15 protein-coding genes are annotated in these 18,222 nt (G+C 70.2%); 14 read left to right on the top strand and 1 reads right to left on the bottom strand.

Annotated features, from left to right (window positions below):
• Window positions 1-3 precede the first annotated feature (3 nt).
• From ACSU6M_RS09110 to ACSU6M_RS09055, 12 genes are all read left to right on the top strand, one after another.
• On the top strand, window positions 4-1,419 hold the full coding sequence (locus tag ACSU6M_RS09110; protein WP_437068582.1) for a UDP-N-acetylmuramoyl-tripeptide--D-alanyl-D-alanine ligase: 1,416 nt from the start codon (window positions 4-6) through the stop codon (window positions 1,417-1,419).
• A complete protein-coding gene (mraY, locus tag ACSU6M_RS09105) occupies window positions 1,419-2,489 on the top strand; it encodes a phospho-N-acetylmuramoyl-pentapeptide-transferase (protein WP_437075063.1) in 1,071 nt (356 codons plus the stop codon). Before ACSU6M_RS09110 ends, mraY begins: the two co-directional genes overlap by 1 nt.
• Complete coding sequence (gene murD, locus ACSU6M_RS09100) at window positions 2,471-3,889, top strand: UDP-N-acetylmuramoyl-L-alanine--D-glutamate ligase (protein ID WP_437068581.1); 1,419 nt, start codon at window positions 2,471-2,473, stop codon at window positions 3,887-3,889. Before mraY ends, murD begins: the two co-directional genes overlap by 19 nt.
• Window positions 3,890-3,909: 20 nt before the next feature.
• Entirely contained in the window at window positions 3,910-5,274 is a 1,365-nt protein-coding gene (gene ftsW, locus ACSU6M_RS09095) for a putative lipid II flippase FtsW (RefSeq protein WP_437068580.1), read from the top strand.
• 6 nt (window positions 5,275-5,280) lie between these two features.
• Window positions 5,281-6,378 (top strand): undecaprenyldiphospho-muramoylpentapeptide beta-N-acetylglucosaminyltransferase, encoded by a 1,098-nt coding sequence (gene murG, locus ACSU6M_RS09090; RefSeq protein WP_437068578.1) that lies wholly within the window; start codon window positions 5,281-5,283, stop codon window positions 6,376-6,378.
• Window positions 6,379-6,413: 35 nt separating this feature from the next.
• Window positions 6,414-7,205, top strand: coding sequence for a cell division protein FtsQ/DivIB (locus ACSU6M_RS09085; RefSeq protein ID WP_437068576.1), 792 nt, complete (start codon window positions 6,414-6,416; stop codon window positions 7,203-7,205).
• 288 nt (window positions 7,206-7,493) lie between these two features.
• Window positions 7,494-8,684, top strand: a complete 1,191-nt coding sequence (gene ftsZ, locus ACSU6M_RS09080; RefSeq protein ID WP_437068574.1) for a cell division protein FtsZ — start codon at window positions 7,494-7,496, stop codon at window positions 8,682-8,684.
• A complete protein-coding gene (pgeF, locus tag ACSU6M_RS09075; RefSeq protein ID WP_437068572.1) occupies window positions 8,681-9,412 on the top strand; it encodes a peptidoglycan editing factor PgeF in 732 nt (243 codons plus the stop codon). The genes ftsZ and pgeF overlap by 4 nt, the downstream gene beginning before the upstream one ends.
• Window positions 9,413-9,418: 6 nt before the next feature.
• Entirely contained in the window at window positions 9,419-10,138 is a 720-nt protein-coding gene (locus tag ACSU6M_RS09070; RefSeq protein WP_437068570.1) for a YggS family pyridoxal phosphate-dependent enzyme, read from the top strand.
• Between the two features lie 128 nt (window positions 10,139-10,266).
• A complete protein-coding gene (locus ACSU6M_RS09065) occupies window positions 10,267-10,908 on the top strand; it encodes a cell division protein SepF (RefSeq protein WP_437068569.1) in 642 nt (213 codons plus the stop codon).
• Window positions 10,909-10,967: 59 nt separating this feature from the next.
• The gene (locus ACSU6M_RS09060) at window positions 10,968-11,255 is read left to right on the top strand and encodes a YggT family protein (protein ID WP_004001943.1); all 288 of its coding nucleotides are present in this window, start codon (window positions 10,968-10,970) and stop codon (window positions 11,253-11,255) included.
• A 55-nt stretch (window positions 11,256-11,310) separates the two neighbouring features.
• Window positions 11,311-12,426, top strand: a complete 1,116-nt coding sequence (locus tag ACSU6M_RS09055; protein WP_437068568.1) for a DivIVA domain-containing protein — start codon at window positions 11,311-11,313, stop codon at window positions 12,424-12,426.
• Window positions 12,427-12,586: 160 nt separating this feature from the next.
• Here ACSU6M_RS09055 and ileS read toward each other — a convergent pair whose 3' ends face one another.
• Window positions 12,587-15,724: an isoleucine--tRNA ligase gene (ileS, locus tag ACSU6M_RS09050; protein WP_437068566.1), complete on the bottom strand. Its 3,138-nt coding sequence runs from the start codon at window positions 15,722-15,724 to the stop codon at window positions 12,587-12,589.
• Window positions 15,725-16,310: 586 nt separating this feature from the next.
• Between ileS and ACSU6M_RS09045 the strand changes: the two genes are divergently transcribed.
• Both ACSU6M_RS09045 and lspA read left to right on the top strand, forming a co-directional pair.
• The gene (locus ACSU6M_RS09045) at window positions 16,311-17,456 is read left to right on the top strand and encodes a TraR/DksA family transcriptional regulator (protein WP_437068564.1); all 1,146 of its coding nucleotides are present in this window, start codon (window positions 16,311-16,313) and stop codon (window positions 17,454-17,456) included.
• A gap of 61 nt (window positions 17,457-17,517) precedes the next feature.
• Window positions 17,518-18,180 (top strand): signal peptidase II, encoded by a 663-nt coding sequence (gene lspA, locus ACSU6M_RS09040; protein WP_437068562.1) that lies wholly within the window; start codon window positions 17,518-17,520, stop codon window positions 18,178-18,180.
• The last annotated feature ends 42 nt before the right edge of the window (window positions 18,181-18,222 follow it).

Below are 18,222 nucleotides of genomic sequence, written 5' to 3'. Positions count from 1 at the left end.
CTTGTGATCGCCCTCTCTCTCGCCGAGATCGCAGAAGTCGTCGGCGGGCAGACGCACGACATACCGGATCCGGCCGCGCTGGTCACCGGGCCCGTCGTCCGGGACTCCCGTGAGGTGGTGCCCGGCAGCCTGTTCGTCGCCTTCGTCGGCGAACGCGTCGACGGCCACGACTTCGCGCGGGACGTCGTCGAGGCGGGCGCGGCCGCCGTCCTGGCCTCCCGGCCGGTCGGGGTGCCCGCGATCGTCGTCGACGACGTCCAGACGGCGCTCGGCGCCCTCGCCCGTCACGTCGTGACGCGGCTGGGCGCCACCCTCGTCGCCCTCACCGGCTCCGCCGGCAAGACCAGCACCAAGGACCTGATCGCCCAGGTGCTCCAGCACAAGGCGCCCACGGTGTGGACGCCGGGCTCGCTCAACAACGAGATCGGGCTGCCGCTGACCGCCCTGACCGCCACCGAGGAGACCAGGTTCCTCGTGCTGGAGATGGGCGCCCGCGGCATCGGCCACATCCGCTACCTCACCGGTCTGACCCCGCCGAGGATCGGCCTGGTCCTCAACGTGGGCAGCGCCCACATCGGCGAGTTCGGCGGCCGCGAGCAGATCGCCCAGGCCAAGGGCGAGTTGGTGGAGGCCCTGCCGCCGGCCGAGGAGGGCGGTACGGCCGTCCTCAACGCCGACGATCCGTTCGTACGCGCCATGGCCTCCCGTACGAAGGCGAAGGTGCTCCTCTTCGGCGAGAGCGACGAAGCGGACGTACGGGCCGAGAACGTACGACTCACGGACAGCGGGCAGCCCTCCTTCACCCTTCACACACCCTCCGGGTGCAGCGACGTGACCATGCGCCTGTACGGTGAGCACCACGTGTCGAACGCGCTCGCCGCGGCCGCCGTCGCCCATGAGCTGGGCATGTCCGCGGAAGAGATCGCCACCGCGCTCTCCGGGGCGGGCACCCTCTCCCGCTGGCGCATGGAGGTCACCGAGCGCCCGGACGGCGTGACGATCGTCAACGACGCCTACAACGCGAACCCCGAGTCCATGAAGGCCGCCCTGCGCGCGCTGGCGGCCATGGGCAAGGGGCGTCGCACGTGGGCGGTGCTCGGCAAGATGGCCGAGCTCGGGGACGAGGCGCTCGCCGAGCACGACGCGGTCGGGCGGCTCGCCGTCCGGCTCAACGTCAGCAAGCTCGTCGCGGTCGGGGGCAGGGAAGCCGCCTGGCTGCAACTGGGCGCATATAACGAGGGTTCGTGGGGTGAGGAGTCGGTGCACGTGTCCGACGCACAGGCGGCGGTCGACCTGTTGCGCAGCGAGTTGCGCCCGGGGGACGTCGTACTCGTGAAGGCGTCCCGTTCGGTCGGGCTCGAAAGCGTTGCCCAGGCGCTGCTGGAGTCCGGTGCCGAGGGTGAGGTTGCCGCCCGATGATGAAGCAGATCCTGTTCGCAGGAGTCATTGGTCTGTTCCTCACCCTGATCGGCACCCCGCTGCTGATCAAGCTGCTCGCCCGCAAGGGCTACGGCCAGTACATCCGTGACGACGGCCCGCGCGAGCACGCCAGCAAGCGCGGTACGCCGACCATGGGCGGTATCGCGTTCATCCTGGCCACGGTCGCCGCGTACTTCCTGTCGAAGGTCATCACCGGCTACTCGGTGACCTTCTCGGGTCTGCTGGTGCTCGGTCTGATGGTCGGCATGGGCCTGGTCGGCTTCCTGGACGACTACATCAAGATCGTCAAGCGGCGTTCGCTCGGTCTGCGGGCCAAGGCCAAGATGGCCGGTCAGCTGATCGTCGGTATCGCCTTCGCGGTGCTTTCGCTCCAGTTCGCGGACAACCGCGGCAACACGCCGGCCTCGACCAAACTGTCGTTCATCACGGACTTCGGCTGGACGATCGGACCGGTTCTGTTCGTTGTCTGGGCGCTGTTCATGATTCTCGCCATGTCGAACGGCGTGAACCTGACCGACGGTCTGGACGGCCTGGCCACCGGCGCCTCGGTGCTCGTCTTCGGTGCGTACACGTTCATCGGCGTGTGGCAGTTCCAGGAATCGTGTGCGAACGCTCAAACGCTCACGAATCCGGGCGCGTGCTACGAGGTGCGCGACCCGCTCGACCTCGCGGTGGTCGCCTCCGCGCTGATGGGCGCCTGCCTCGGCTTCCTGTGGTGGAACACCTCGCCGGCCAAGATCTTCATGGGCGACACCGGTTCGCTGGCGCTCGGCGGTGTGCTCGCGGGTCTGGCGATCTGCTCGCGCACCGAGCTTCTGCTCGCGATCCTCGGCGGTCTGTTCGTTCTCATCACCATGTCGGTGGTCATCCAGGTCGGCTCCTTCCGCCTGACCGGTAAGCGGGTCTTCCGGATGGCGCCACTTCAGCACCACTTCGAACTCAAGGGCTGGTCCGAGGTCCTTGTGGTGGTCCGTTTCTGGATCATCCAGGGCATCTGTGTGATCGTCGGACTGGGTCTCTTCTACGCGGGATGGGCAGCGGACAAGTGACCGACTGGCAGGGGAAGAACGTCACCGTCGCCGGGCTCGGCGTCTCCGGCGTCCCGGCGGCCAAGGTGCTGCACGGGCTCGGCGCGCACGTCACCGTCGTCAACGACGGCGACGACGAGCGGGCCCGCGCCCAGGCCGCCGAGCTGCGGGCGCTCGGCGTCACCGTGCGCCTCGGCGACGGCGACACCCTGCCCGAGGGCACCGAGCTGATCGTCACCGCGCCCGGCTGGAAGCCCGACAAGCCGCTGTTCGCCGCCGCCGGGAAGGCCGGCGTGCCGGTGTGGGGCGACGTGGAGCTGGCCTGGCGCCTGCGCGGCCCCGACGCCGCCCCCTGGCTGTGCGTCACCGGCACCAACGGCAAGACCACCACCACGCAGATGCTGGCGTCGATCCTGAAGGCGGCCGGGCTGCGCACCGCCGCCGTCGGCAACATCGGCGTCTCCCTGCTGGACGCGGTCCTCGGCGAGGAGCGCTACGACGTCCTCGCCGTGGAGCTGTCCAGCTACCAGCTGCACTGGGCGCCCTCCCTGCGCGCCCACTCGGCCGCCGTCCTCAACCTCGCCCCGGACCACCTCGACTGGCACGGCTCCATGGAGGCGTACGCGCGCGACAAGGGCCGCATCTACGAGGGCAACCAGGTCGCCTGCGTCTACAACGTCGCCGACAAGGCCACCGAGGACCTGGTGCGCGAGGCCGACGTCGAGGAGGGCTGCCGCGCCATCGGCTTCACCCTCGGCACCCCCGGCCCCTCCCAACTCGGCGTGGTGGACGGCATCCTGGTCGACCGCGCCTTCGTGGAGAACCGGCAGAAGAACGCCCAGGAGCTCGCCGAGGTTTCCGACGTCGACCCGCCCGCCCCGCACAACATCGCCAACGCCCTTGCCGCGGCCGCCCTCGCACGCGCCTTCGGGGTGCCCGCGACGGCCGTACGGGACGGGCTGCGGGCCTTCACCCCGGACGCCCACCGCATCGCGCACGTGGCCGACGTGGACGGCGTGGCCTACGTGGACGACTCCAAGGCGACCAACACCCATGCCGCGGAAGCCTCGTTGGCGGCCTACCCGTCGATCGTGTGGATCGCGGGCGGCCTCGCCAAGGGCGCGACCTTCGACGAGCTCGTCGCCCGGTCGGCCAAGCGGCTGCGCGGCGTCGTCCTGATCGGTGCCGATCGGGCGCTGATCCGCGAGGCGCTGACGCGACACGCCCCGGAAGTACCCGTCGTCGACCTCGACCGGACCGACACTGGGGCGATGCTCCAGGCCGTCCAGGAGGCCCAGCGGCTCGCGCAGCCCGGCGACACCGTACTGCTGGCCCCCGCCTGTGCCTCCATGGACATGTTCGCCAACTACAACAAGCGCGGTGACGCGTTCGCGGAGGCGGTTCGCGAACTCGGCGCCTGACCGACGTAGCGGAGGCGCTGATGCCCAGTAGCCGAACCGGCCGCAGGCCGCCCGTCCAGCGGGCGGCCGCACGGTCCACCGCCCCCCGCCCCCCGCGCGACAACCCGGTGCTGCGCCTCTACACCCGCACGCGCAGGGCGTGGGACCGGCCGCTGACGGCGTACTACCTGATCCTCGGCGGCAGCGTGCTGATCATCGTGCTGGGTCTGGTGATGGTCTACTCGGCCTCCCAGATCAAGGCGCTGCAGATGTCCCTGCCGGGCTCCTACTTCTTCCGCAAGCAGCTGCTGGCCGCGCTGATCGGCGGCGCGCTGCTGCTCGCCGCCTCCCGCATGCCGGTCAAGCTGCACCGGGCGCTGGCCTACCCGATCCTGGCGGGCGCCGTCTTCCTGATGGCGCTGGTGCAGGTGCCCGGGATAGGAGTCTCGGTCAACGGCAACCAGAACTGGATCTCCGTCGGCGGCCCCTTCCTGCTCCAGCCCAGCGAGTTCGGCAAGCTCGCGCTGGTGCTGTGGGGCGCGGACCTGCTCGCCCGCAAGCAGGACAGGAAGCTGCTGACCCAGTGGAAGCACATGCTGGTGCCGCTGGTGCCGGCCGCGTTCATGCTGCTCGGGCTGATCATGCTCGGCGGCGACATGGGGACCGCGATCATCCTGACGGCGATCCTGTTCGGGCTGCTCTGGCTGGCCGGCGCGCCCACCCGGCTGTTCGCCGGAGTGCTGTCGGTGGCCGCGGTGATCGGTGTGATCCTGATCAAGACCAGCTCCAACCGCATGGCCCGGTTGCAGTGCATCGGCGCCACCGAACCCGGTCCGGGGGACGTCTGCTGGCAGGCCGTGCACGGCATCTACGCCCTCGCCTCCGGCGGAATCTTCGGGTCCGGGCTCGGCGCGAGTGTGGAAAAATGGGGTCAACTCCCCGAAGCGCACACCGACTTCATCTTCGCCGTCACCGGTGAGGAACTGGGCCTGGCGGGGACGCTGTCGGTGCTCGCCCTCTTCGCCGCTCTAGGCTATGCGGGTATTCGCGTGGCCGGACGCACGGAGGACCCCTTCGTGAGGTATGCCGCGGGAGGCGTGACCACCTGGATCACGGCCCAGGCCGTGATCAACATGGGTGCGGTGCTCGGGCTGCTGCCGATCGCCGGTGTCCCCCTCCCGCTGTTCTCCTACGGAGGATCCGCCCTGCTGCCGACCATGTTCGCCATCGGGCTGCTGATCGCCTTCGCGCGTGACGAGCCCGCTGCGCGGGCGGCGCTTGCGATGCGGCAACCCCGCTTTGGTAGAAAGCGGGGGGCTGGGGGTACTGCGGCTGGTCGGAGTCCCCGGAGATGGAACACGATGCGACGGCGCACCTCGGCGGTGCGCTCGTCCGGAGAGCGGTGAATTTCGGTGCATGTCGTACTCGCCGGCGGGGGTACCGCGGGCCACATCGAGCCCGCGCTCGCCCTCGCGGACGCCCTGCGCAGGCAGGACCCGACCGTGGGCATCACGGCTCTGGGGACGGAGCGCGGTCTGGAGACCAGGCTGGTCCCCGAGCGGGGCTACGAGCTGGCGCTGATCCCGGCCGTACCGCTGCCCCGCAAGCCCACGCCCGAGCTGATCACCGTCCCGGGCCGGCTGCGCGGCACCATCAAGGCCGCCGAGCAGATCCTGGAGCGCACCAAGGCGGACTGCGTCGTCGGCTTCGGCGGCTATGTGGCGCTGCCCGGCTATCTGGCGGCCAAGCGGCTCGGCGTGCCGATCGTCATCCACGAGGCGAACGCCCGGCCCGGCCTCGCCAACAAGATCGGCTCCCGGTACGCCGCACAGGTCGCCGTGGCCACCCCGGACAGCAAGCTCCGGGGCGCGCGCTACATCGGCATCCCGCTGCGCCACTCCATCGCCACCCTCGACCGGGCCGCCGTGCGCCCCGAGGCCCGCGCCGCCTTCGGGCTCGACCCGAACCTGCCGACGCTGCTGGTCTCCGGCGGCTCGCAGGGCGCCCGGCGGCTGAACGAGGTCGTGCAGCAGGTCGCCCCGTGGCTGCAGCAGGCCGGCATCCAGATCCTGCACGCGGTCGGCCCGAAGAACGAACTGCCGCAGGTGCACCAGATGCCGGGGATGCCCCCCTACATCCCGGTAAGTTACCTGGACCGGATGGACCTCGCGTACGCCGCGGCCGACATGATGCTCTGCCGCGCGGGCGCGATGACCGTCGCCGAGCTCTCCGCCGTCGGGCTCCCGGCCGCCTATGTCCCGCTGCCCATCGGCAACGGCGAGCAGCGGCTGAACGCCCAGCCGGTGGTCAAGGCCGGCGGCGGTCTGCTGGTGGACGACGCGGACCTCACCCCCGAGTGGGTGCAGCAGAACGTGCTGCCCGTGCTCGCCGACCCGCACCGGCTGTACCAGATGTCCCGCGCCGCCGGTGAGTTCGGCCGGCGCGACGCCGACGACCTGCTCGTCGGCATGGTGTACGAGGCGATCGCCGCCGGCCGTGCACACCGTTAGGAACCGTATTTCTGTGTAGGCGGAGGGCAGGGAGCGTGGCCGGAACGACCACCGCGGAGCGCGGTGAACGCCAGCAGGAGTCGTCCGGCCCGCCCCCCGCGGGGAGGTTCCTCCGGCGCCGCCTCCGTCTGATCGCTGCCCTCGCCGCCCTCCTGCTGGTCTCGGCGGGCGGCGTCTGGCTGTTGTACGGCTCCGCGTGGCTGCGGGCCGAGCGGGTCACCGTCTCCGGCACCCGGGTGCTGACGCCGGAGCGGGTGCGCGAGGCGGCCGAGGTGCCGCTCGGGGAGCCGCTCGTCTCCGTCGACACCGATGCGATCGAGTCACGTCTGCTGCGGAAACTCCCGCGGATCGACGCGGTGGACGTGGAGCGTTCCTGGCCGCACGGAATCAGCCTGAAAGTGACAGAACGTACTCCGGTACTTCTTGTCGAAAAGGGCGGAAAGTTCATCGAAGTGGACGATGAAGGTGTCCGTTTCGCCACGGTTTCCGAGGCTCCGAAAGGGATTCCGCTTCTGGAATTGGCCGTCTCCCGGTCCAGTTCCGCCGCGGCCAGTCTGAGGCGTTTCGGCGAGGGGCGGCTGGTGCGCGAGGCGGTGCGGGTGGCCGGTGACCTCCCGGACCGGGTCGCCCGGCAGACGCGGCTGGTCAAGGTGCGTTCGTACGACGCCGTCTCACTGGAGTTGGGCGACGGGCGGACGGTCGTGTGGGGGAGCTCGGAGAAGGGGGCCGCGAAGGCCCGTACGCTCACCGCGCTGATGAAAGCCGCCCCCGGTGCGCGGCACTTCGACGTGAGCGTTCCCACCGCCCCTGCGTCATCAGGGAGTTGACGCACATCCGCGCAGGCCAGCACCCTGGTTGGGCAGCGCTACGGCTGATCACATAGGGTGAAAAGAAAAACGGGAGGTTCGGCGTGTTCGTTGAACGCGCGCCACTTGTCGACTTAGTGTCTCGTTCAGAAGACTCCAAGGAACAGACACACTGGTAACCCTAAACTTCAGGGTTAGGGTTCGGGTCGGCGAAACGGACCGTCCCATTCGGCATCAGTCGTCTGATCGCGGGGCGCAGCGCGTACCGGTGATCCGACGACACGTAACTCGAGGCGAGAGGCCTTCGACGTGGCAGCACCGCAGAACTACCTCGCAGTCATCAAAGTCATCGGTGTCGGCGGCGGTGGTGTCAATGCCATCAACCGGATGATCGAGGTCGGTCTCAAGGGCGTCGAGTTCATCGCCATCAACACCGACGCGCAAGCTCTGTTGATGAGCGACGCCGACGTCAAGCTGGACGTCGGCCGTGAACTCACCCGCGGACTCGGCGCCGGAGCCAACCCGGCCGTCGGCCGCAAGGCCGCCGAGGACCACCGCGAGGAGATCGAGGAGGTCCTCAAGGGGGCCGACATGGTCTTCGTGACGGCCGGTGAAGGCGGCGGCACCGGCACCGGCGGGGCGCCCGTCGTGGCCAACATCGCACGCTCGCTCGGCGCGCTCACCATCGGCGTGGTCACGCGCCCGTTCACCTTCGAGGGACGGCGTCGCGCGAACCAGGCCGAGGACGGCATCGCCGAGCTCCGCGAAGAGGTCGACACCCTCATCGTCATCCCGAACGACCGACTGCTGTCCATCTCGGACCGTCAGGTCTCGGTCCTGGACGCCTTCAAGTCCGCGGACCAGGTCCTGCTCTCCGGCGTTCAGGGCATCACCGACCTCATCACCACCCCCGGCCTGATCAACCTGGACTTCGCCGACGTCAAGTCGGTCATGTCCGAGGCCGGTTCGGCCCTCATGGGCATCGGCTCGGCCCGCGGCGACGACCGCGCGGTGGCCGCGGCCGAGATGGCGATCTCCTCCCCGCTCCTTGAGGCGTCCATCGACGGCGCCCGCGGTGTGCTGCTGTCCATCTCCGGCGGCTCCGACCTCGGTCTGTTCGAGATCAACGAGGCCGCCCAGCTGGTCAGCGAGGCCGCCCACCCCGAGGCCAACATCATCTTCGGCGCGGTCATCGACGACGCCCTCGGCGACGAGGTGCGCGTCACCGTCATCGCGGCCGGCTTCGACGGGGGCCAGCCCCCCGCCCGCCGGGACAACGTCCTCGGCACGGCCTCGGCCAAGCGCGAGGAGCCCGCTCCGGTGCGGCAGACCGAGACCCGCCCGTCCTTCGGCACGCTCGGCAGCGTCACGCCGAAGGAGGAGCCGGAGCCCGCGCCCGAGCCGGTGGCCGACATCCAGGTCGCCCCGCCCGTGCCGCCGTCGCGGACCTACGACAGCAGCGCGGCCGAGGAGCTGGACGTGCCGGACTTCCTCAAGTGATAGGACAGCGCGAGAGCGTGAGCGGCGCGCACTTCGCCTTCACCGACCGGTGGGGCGGGGTGAGCGCCGCTCCGTATGAGGAGCTCAATCTGGGCGGCGCCGTCGGCGACGACCCGGAGGCGGTCCGCACCAACCGGGAGCTGGCCGCCAAGTCGCTGGGCCTGGACCCGGCGCGCGTGGTCTGGATGAACCAGGTGCACAGCGCGGACGTGGCCGTCGTCGACGGACCCTGGCCGGCCGGCGCCGGGATCCCGAAGGTCGACGCGGTCGTCACCGCCCGTCGCGGACTCGCCCTCGCCGTCCTGACCGCCGACTGCGTGCCGGTGCTGCTGGCCGACCCGGTCGCCGGAGTCGCCGCCGCGGCCCACGCGGGCCGGCCCGGCATGACCGCCGGGGTCGTCCCCGCCGCCGTCGCCGCGATGACCGAACTCGCCGCCGACCCCGCGCGGATCGTCGCCCGCACCGGACCCGCGGTGTGCGGCCGCTGCTACGAGGTGCCGGAGGCGATGCGCGCCGAGGTGGCCGCGGTGGAACCGGCGGCGCACGCCGAGACGAGCTGGGGCACACCCGCGGTGGACGTCGCCGCCGGAGTGCACGCGCAGCTCGCCCGGCTCGGGGTCGCCGACCGGGCGCAGTCGCCGGTGTGCACGCTGGAGTCGGGGGACCACTTCTCGTACCGCCGTGAGAACGCCACCGGGCGGCTCGCGGGCTATGTCTGGCTGGACTGATGGGGCATGACGGACCGTAAGGACGAACTCGCCGCGAACCTGGCGAAGGTGGAGGAACGCATCGCCGCCGCCTGCGAGGCCGCCGGGCGCGCGCGTGACGAGGTGACGCTGATCGTGGTCACCAAGACCTACCCGGCGAGCGATGTGCGGATCCTGTCGGAACTCGGTGTGCGCCATGTCGCCGAGAACCGTGACCAGGACGCCGCGCCGAAGGCCGCGGAATGTTCGGATCTGCCGCTCACCTGGCACTTCGTGGGCCAGTTGCAGACCAACAAGGTGCGCTCCGTGGCCGGTTACGCGGACGTCGTGCAGTCCGTGGACCGGGCCCGGCTGGTGACGGCGCTCTCCAAGGAGGCCGTGCGGGCGGGGCGCGAGCTGGGGTGTCTGATCCAGGTCGCGCTGGACGCCGGGGAGCGCGACCGGGGGGAGCGGGGCGGTGTCGCTCCGGGCGGAATCGAAGAGTTGGCCGACCTCGTCGCCGCCTCCGAGGGGCTGCGGCTCGACGGACTGATGACCGTCGCACCGCTGACCGGGGAGTACGCGGGGCGCGAACGGGCGGCGTTCGAGCGGTTGATGGATTTGTCGACTGTCCTGCGCCGAGCCCATCCGGCTGCGAACATGGTCTCGGCAGGAATGAGTGCGGACCTCGAGGAGGCCGTGGCGGCCGGAGCGACACATGTACGCGTCGGCACTGCGGTACTCGGAGTCCGCGCCGGGCTCGGGTAACGTCGCCAGGAAGTCGGACCACAGCAGAAAATATGGTCATTACCGCCGAAAGGTGGCACAACGACCTCGTGGATCGCGGGCACTTGGCAGTCGTCAGCCGATCCACCACAGAGCGGAGGACTCAGAGCATGGCCGGCGCGATGCGCAAGATGGCGGTCTACCTCGGCCTCGTGGAGGACGATGGGTACGACGGCCGGGGATTCGATCCCGACGACGACTTCGAGCCCGAACTCGACCCGGAGCCGGAGCGGGACCACCGGCGGCACGAGCCGTCGCATCAGTCGCACATCGCACATCAGCCCGAAAGGGACGAAGAGGTGCGAATCGTGCAGCCGCCCGCGCCGCGCGAACCGGTCGCCCGATCCGCTTCGCTACCCGCGGAATCCGGCCGCCCGGCGCGCATCGCGCCCGTGGCGTCCATCACACAAGAACGCGCAAGCCTGGAGAAGAACGCACCGGTGATCATGCCCAAGGTCGTGTCCGAACGAGAGCCTTACCGGATCACCACACTTCACCCGCGGACCTACAACGAGGCCCGTACCATCGGGGAACACTTCCGTGAGGGCACCCCGGTGATCATGAATCTGACTGAGATGGACGACACAGACGCGAAGCGACTTGTCGACTTTGCGGCAGGTTTGGTGTTTGGTCTTCACGGCAGCATCGAGCGGGTGACGCAGAAGGTGTTCCTGTTGTCTCCTGCTAACGTCGATGTCACGGCGGAGGACAAGGCCCGCATCGCAGAGGGCGGGTTCTTCAACCAGAGCTGAGACGCACCACCGGAAAAGCACAGCACGGCACAGGAACAGGGGAGAGGGAAGCACCAGCTATGAGCGTGGTCCTGCAGGTTCTCTACATCGCGCTGATGGTGTTCCTCATCGTGCTGATCTTCCGATTGGTCATGGACTACGTCTTCCAGTTCGCCCGCTCGTGGCAACCCGGCAAGGCGATGGTGGTCGTTCTGGAGGCCACCTACACTGTCACCGATCCACCGCTCAAGCTTCTGCGGCGGGTGATCCCGCCGTTGCGTCTCGGGGGCGTGGCGCTCGACCTGTCCTTCTTCGTACTGATGATCATCGTCTACATCCTGATCACGCTCGTGCGGAGCGCGATGTGAGCGATGTGACAGATACGGTCTTGCCGACTGCCGACGACAACGTTGAGGTGAAGAGATGCCGTTGACCCCCGAGGACGTGCGGAACAAGCAGTTCACGACCGTCCGCCTCCGAGAAGGCTATGACGAGGACGAGGTCGATGCCTTCCTCGATGAGGTCGAAGCCGAACTGACCCGCCTGCTCCGCGAGAACGAGGACCTGCGCGCCAAGCTGGCCGCGGCCACGCGCGCTGCTGCCCAGAACCAGCAGAACATGCGCAAGCCCCCGGAGCAGCAGGACCAGCAGCAGGGCGGTATGCCGCAGCAGGGCATGCGAGGCCCCGGCGCCCCGGTGCCGGCCGGCATATCGGGCCCGCCGCAGCAGCAGATGGGCGGCCCCATGGGTGGCCCGCCCCAGCTGCCGAGCGGTGCCCCGCAGCTGCCCGCCGGCCCCGGCGGTCAGGGTCCGCAGGGTCCCGGCCCGATGGGTCAGGGTCCCGGTCCGATGGGCCAGCCCCCGATGCCGCAGCAGATGGGCGGCCCCATGGGCGGTCCGATGGGCGGCCCCATGGGCGGTCCCGGTCAGGGCCCCGGCGGCGACAGCGCCGCCCGTGTCCTCTCGCTGGCCCAGCAGACCGCCGACCAGGCGATCGCCGAGGCCCGCTCCGAGGCCAACAAGATCGTCGGCGAGGCCCGCAGCCGCGCCGAGGGTCTGGAGCGCGACGCCCGTGCCAAGGCCGACGCCCTGGAGCGGGACGCGCAGGAGAAGCACCGCGTCGCGATGGGCTCCCTGGAGTCCGCCCGCGCCACGCTGGAGCGCAAGGTCGAGGACCTGCGCGGCTTCGAGCGCGAGTACCGCACGCGGCTGAAGTCCTACCTGGAGTCCCAGCTGCGTCAGCTGGAGACCCAGGCCGACGACTCCCTCGCCCCGCCGCGCACGCCCGCGACCGCGTCCCTCCCGCCGTCCCCGGCGCCTTCCATGGCCCCGGCCGGTGCGAGCGCCCCGTCGTACGGCGGCAACCAGACGATGGGTGGCGGCGCCCCGGCTCCGTCCGCCCCGTCCTACGGCGGCCAGCAGCAGATGTCCCCGGCCATGACCCAGCCCATGGCGCCGGTCCGCCCGCAGGGCCCCTCCCCGATGGGCCAGGCCCCGTCGCCGATGCGCGGCTTCCTCATCGACGAGGACGACAACTGACGGCCGGTAGTACGCCGTAGGCGTCGGCAGCGTTCACAAGGGGCGAGCCCTGGACCACGGTCCGGGGCTCGCCCCTTTTACGCGCGTTGCGGGGGGACTCGTAGGGGACGAGCACGCGAAACGGCGGCCGCCCGATGGGCAGCCGCCGTTTCTCTGTGACTTACGCCTTGCGCAGGCGGAACGTCAGCGACAGCCCCTCGTCGGTGAACGGCGCCCCGAACGTGTCGTCCGCCTCGCCCTGACCGAAGTCGGTGGCGAGAACCTCGTCGGCGATCAGCCCGGCATGCTCGGCCAGCGCGGCGGCCGTCGCCGGGTCCGTGGCCACCCATCGCAGCGCGATCCGGTCCGCCACATCCAGCCCACTGTTCTTACGGGCCTCCTGGATCAGCCGGATGGCATCCCGCGCGAGACCCGCCCGCCGCAGCTCCTCCGTGATCTCCAGGTCCAGCGCCACGGTCGCGCCGGAGTCGGACGCCACCGACCACCCCTCCCGAGGCGTCTCGGTGATGATCACCTCGTCCGGAGCGAGCGTGATGGTCTCCCCGTCGACCTCCACCGACGCCGTGCCCTCGCGCAGCGCCAGCGACAGGGCGGCGGCATCCGCGTTCGCCACGGCCTTGGCGACGTCCTGCACCCGCTTGCCGAACCGCTTGCCCAGGGCACGGAAGTTGGCCTTGGCGGTGGTGTCGACCAGCGATCCGCCGACCTCGGACAGCGACGCCAGCGACTCGACGTTCAGCTCCTCCGTGATCTGCGTGTGCAGCTCGGGGTCCAGCGCCTCGAAGCCCGCCGCGGCGATCAGCGCCCGCCGCAGCGGCTGACGCGTCTTGACACCCGACTCCGCGCGCGTGGCACGCCCCAGCTCCACCAGCCGTCGCACCAGCACCATCTGCTTCGACAGCTCGGGGTCGATGGCCCCGAGGTCCGCCTCCGGCCAGGACGCCAGGTGCACCGACTCGGGCGCGCCCGGAGTGACCGGCACGACCAGGTCCTGCCACACCCGCTCGGTGATGAACGGGGTCAGCGGCGCCATCAGCTTGGTGACCGTCTCGACGACCTCGTGCAGCGTGCGCAGCGCCGCCTTGTCGCCCTGCCAGAAGCGGCGGCGGGAGCGGCGGACGTACCAGTTGGACAGGTCGTCGACGAACGCGGACAGCAGCTTGCCGGCGCGCTGGGTGTCGTACGCCTCCAGCGCCTGGGTCACCTGGTCGGTCAGGGCGTGCAGTTCGGACAGCAGCCAGCGGTCCAGCAGCGGGCGGTCGGCCGGGGCCGGGTCGGCCTCGGACGGCGCCCAGCCCGACGTACGGGCGTACAGGGCCTGGAAGGCGACCGTGTTCCAGTACGTGAGGAGCGTCTTGCGGACGACCTCCTGGATGGTGCCGTGGCCCACGCGGCGCGCGGCCCACGGGGAGCCGCCGGCCGCCATGAACCAGCGGACCGCGTCGGCGCCGTGCTGGTCCATGAGCGGGATGGGCTGCAGGATGTTGCCCAGGTGCTTGGACATCTTGCGGCCGTCCTCGGCGAGGATGTGGCCGAGGCAGACGACGTTCTCGTAGGAGGACTTGTCGAAGACCAGCGTGCCGACCGCCATCAGCGTGTAGAACCACCCACGCGTCTGGTCGATGGCCTCGGAGATGAACTGCGCCGGGTAGCGGGACTCGAACAGGTCCTTGTTCTTGTACGGGTAGCCCCACTGCGCGAACGGCATGGAACCCGAGTCGTACCAGGCGTCGATGACCTCCGGCACGCGCGTGGCCGGCTTGGCGCACTGCGGGCAGGCGAAGGTGACGTCGTCGATGAACGGGCGGTGCGGGTCGAGCTCCGACTGGTCGGTGCCGGTCAGCTCGGTGAGCTCCGCGCGGGAGCCGACGCAGGTGAGGTGGTCGTCCTCGCAGCGCCAGATCGGCAGCGGGGTGCCCCAGTAGCGGTTGCGGGACAGCGCCCAGTCGATGTTGTTGTTCAGCCAGTCGCCGTAGCGGCCGTGCTTGACCGTGTCCGGGAACCAGTTGGTGTTCTCGTTCTCCTGGAGCAGGCGGTCCTTGACGGCCGTCGTACGGATGTACCAGGACGGCTGCGCGTAGTAGAGCAGCGCGGTGTGGCAGCGCCAGCAGTGCGGGTAGCTGTGCTCGTACGGCAGGTGCTTGAAGAGCAGGCCGCGGTCGCCGAGGTCCGCGGTGAGCTTCTCGTCGGCCTTCTTGAAGAAGACGCCGCCGACCATCGGGACCTCGGGCGCGAAGGTGCCGTCCGGGAGGACCGGGTTGACCACCGGCAGGCCGTAGGAGCGGCAGACCTTGAGGTCGTCCTCACCGAAGGCGGGGGACTGGTGGACCAGACCCGTGCCGTCCTCGGTGGTGACGTACTCGGCGTTCACCACGAAGTGGGCCGGCTCGGGGAACTCGACCAGCTCGAAGGGACGCTGGTAGGTCCAGCGTTCCATCTCGGCGCCGGTGAAGGTCTGGCCGGTGGTCTCCCAGCCCTCGCCGAGGGCCTTGGCGACCAGCGGCTCGGCGACGACCAGCTTCTCCTCGCCGTTCGTCGCGACGACGTAGCTGACCTCGGGGTGGGCGGCGACGGCCGTGTTGGAGACCAGGGTCCAGGGGGTCGTCGTCCAGACCAGGAGCGCGGCCTCGCCGGCCAGCGGGCCGGAGGTCAGCGGGAAGCGGACGTAGACGGAGGGGTCGACGACCGTCTCGTAGCCCTGGGCCAGCTCGTGGTCGGACAGGCCGGTGCCGCAGCGCGGGCACCAGGGGGCGACGCGGTGGTCCTGGACCAGCAGGCCCTTGTCGAAGATCTGCTTCAGCGACCACCAGACCGACTCGATGTACTCGGGGTCCATCGTGCGGTAGGCGTCGTCGAGGTCGACCCAGTAGCCCATGCGGGTCGTCAGCTCGGCGAAGGCGTCGGTGTGCCGGGTCACCGACTCGCGGCACTTGGCGTTGAACTCGGCGATGCCGTATGCCTCGATGTCCTGCTTGCCGCTGAAGCCCAGCTCCTTCTCGACCGCCAGCTCGACCGGCAGACCGTGGCAGTCCCAGCCGGCCTTGCGGGCGACGTGGTAGCCGCGCATGGTGCGGAAGCGGGGGAAGACGTCCTTGAAGACACGCGCCTCGATGTGGTGGGCGCCGGGCATGCCGTTGGCGGTGGGCGGGCCCTCGTAGAACACCCATTCGGGGCGGCCCTCGGACTGCTCCAGGCTCTTGGCGAAGATCTTCTGCTCGCGCCAGAAGTCGAGCACCGCGTGCTCGAGAGCGGGCAGGTCGACCTGGGCGGGTACCTGGCGGTACGTAGGCGATGTCATCAGCGAGCTTCCTCCGGCGGACTTGCTGCCTTCCGTCCGGAGGGACGAGAGCTGCTGCGCCGGTTTCGGCGCGCTCCCGCGGTACCACCCTCCTTGGCCCTCCGATGCCGGGTGCGGCGCCGGTGAGCCCCCTCATTGGGGTCGCGATGCCGGGTCTACTGGCCCCTCGGGGCGTTCTTCCGGCGGCTCCGGGGTGATCTTCACGTCGCGCTCGCCCCCGGGCTCCCACCGTCCCCGGGTCGCTCTGGGCTGCGTACGCCGCTACTCGTCCCCATCCACGCTTTTCGCTCCGCCCAGTGTACGGCGCCGCGCGGACAGCGGCCGACCGGTTTTCGGGGGGTCCCTCGGACCCGCGCGGAACCTGTCCGAGATGACCCGAATGGCCAGATGTGCCGGGTTCGGTCCTGGGGTGGTGGGTCCGGCGGATTACCCGGCGGGGAGCTGGGCACAACGCATGCATGCCGGCCTCGCGCACGCGCGGGGTGGCCGAATCGGGCGGCGTGCCCCGTTGCCGCGGGACTCGTGTCGATTTATCGTCCCAGCACGATTCGCGAGCAAGATCACAATATGTGAAGGGGCCGCGGCCATGGTGGCGAAGAAGACCGCCGAACAGTCGGCGTCCAGCGGGTCCACACCTGCGGCTGCCTCCGGCGGTTCCGCCAAGGACGTCGGTGGGAAGAAGAGCACGGCTGCGAGGAAGGCCACGAAGAAGGCTGCGGCGAAGAAGGTCGCCACGAAGGAGGCTGTGGCGAAGAAGGTCGCTGCGAAGAAGTCTGTGGCGAAGGAGATCGCTGCGAAGAAGTCTGTGGCGAAGGAGGTCGCTGCGAAGAAGGCTGCGGCGAAGGAGGTCGCTGCGAAGAGGACGGTGTCGGAGGGGGGAGCCGAGACGCGGGTGCCTGCCAAGAAGGCGCCTGCCAAGAAGGTGGCCGGGAAGAAGGCGCCGGCCGAGGAGGCGGTGGCCAAGGACGTGCCTGCCGAGAAGGCAGCCGCGAAGAAGGCGGTCGCGAAGAAGGCGCCTGCCGAGAAGGCGGTCGCGAAGAAGACCGTCGCGAAGAAGGCCGCTGCCAAGAAGGCCGCTGCCAAGAAGGCCGCTGCCAAGAAGGCGAGCACCTCCGGGAAGACCACCTCCACCATGACCACCTCCACCACGACCACCTCCACCAAGAGCGCCGCCAAGAAGACCGCGGCGGCGAAGAGCACGGCGAAGCAGGCGGGTGCGGCCGAGGCCGCGGAGCAGACGGGAGCCACGACAGTGGTTGCGAAGAAGACTCCTGGCACGGCCACGGCCGCCGCCCAGACGGCCGTACCCAAGGCGCGCGGCGCCGCGGTGGAGCCGGGTGAGCTCGCCGTACGCCCCGGCGAGGACCCCTGGACCCCGGAAGAGGTCGAGGAGGCGCGCGCGGAGCTGACCGGGGAGCTGGAGCGGCTGCGCGCCGAGCTGGCCTCCTCCGAGCAGTCCCTGGTGGGCCTGATGCGCGAGTCCGGCGACGGCGCCGGGGACGACCAGGCCGACACCGGCGCGAAGAACATCACGCGCGAGCACGAGCTGGCGCTGGCCGCCAACGCGCGCGAGATGCTGCTCCAGACCGAGCGGGCCCTGGAGCGGCTGGACGCGGGCACGTACGGTCTGTGCGAGAACTGCGGCAAGCCCATCGGCAAGGCGCGCATGCAGGCCTTCCCGCGGGCCACGCTGTGCGTGGAGTGCAAGCAGAAGCAGGAACGCCGGTACTGATCGACCGGGGAGGCGTGACGTACCCTCGTCCTCAGTCAGGCACCTAGGTTGAGGGACTCACGTGGCAGAGGCGGAGCGCATCATCGGTACGCCGGACATCCCCGAGGCGGCACGGTCCGCACAGGAGCGGGACGACGACGGCACTCGGGCGCGCTCGGACGCGTCCGCGGACGCCGGCGCCTCCGGCGACTCCGAGGCCCCCGCGCAGAGCGGACAGGAGCCCGCCGAGCAGCCGCGGGGGCGGCGCCAGATCGCGGTGCTGTTCGCGGTCGCCGCCTTCGCGTACCTGATCGACCTGGTCAGCAAGATGATCGTGGTGGCGAAGCTGGAGCACCAGGAGGCGATCGAGATCTTCGGCGAGTGGCTGAAGTTCGACGCCATCCGCAACCGCGGCGCGGCCTTCGGCTTCGGCCAGGCATTCACGATCATCTTCACCCTGATCGCGGCGGCCGTGATCGTCGTGATCATCCGCTTGGCCCGCAAGCTCTACAGCCTGCCCTGGGCCATCGCCCTCGGTCTGCTGCTCGGTGGCGCGCTCGGCAACCTCACCGACCGCATCTTCCGCGCCCCCGGTGTCTTCGAGGGCGCGGTCGTGGACTTCATCGCGCCCAAGCACTTCGCCGTGTTCAATCTCGCGGACTCGGCGATCGTGTGCGGCGGCATCCTGATCGTGCTGCTGTCCTTCCGGGGCCTGGACCCGGACGGAACCGTCCACAAGGACTGAGCGCGCAAGGGCTCTCGTACGGGACTGTCTCACCCGTCCGGC

It is taken from the genome of Streptomyces sp. enrichment culture (assembly GCF_964272895.1).
Lineage (GTDB): Bacteria > Actinomycetota > Actinomycetes > Streptomycetales > Streptomycetaceae > Streptomyces.
This window is presented reverse-complemented; position numbering and strand designations above follow the sequence as displayed.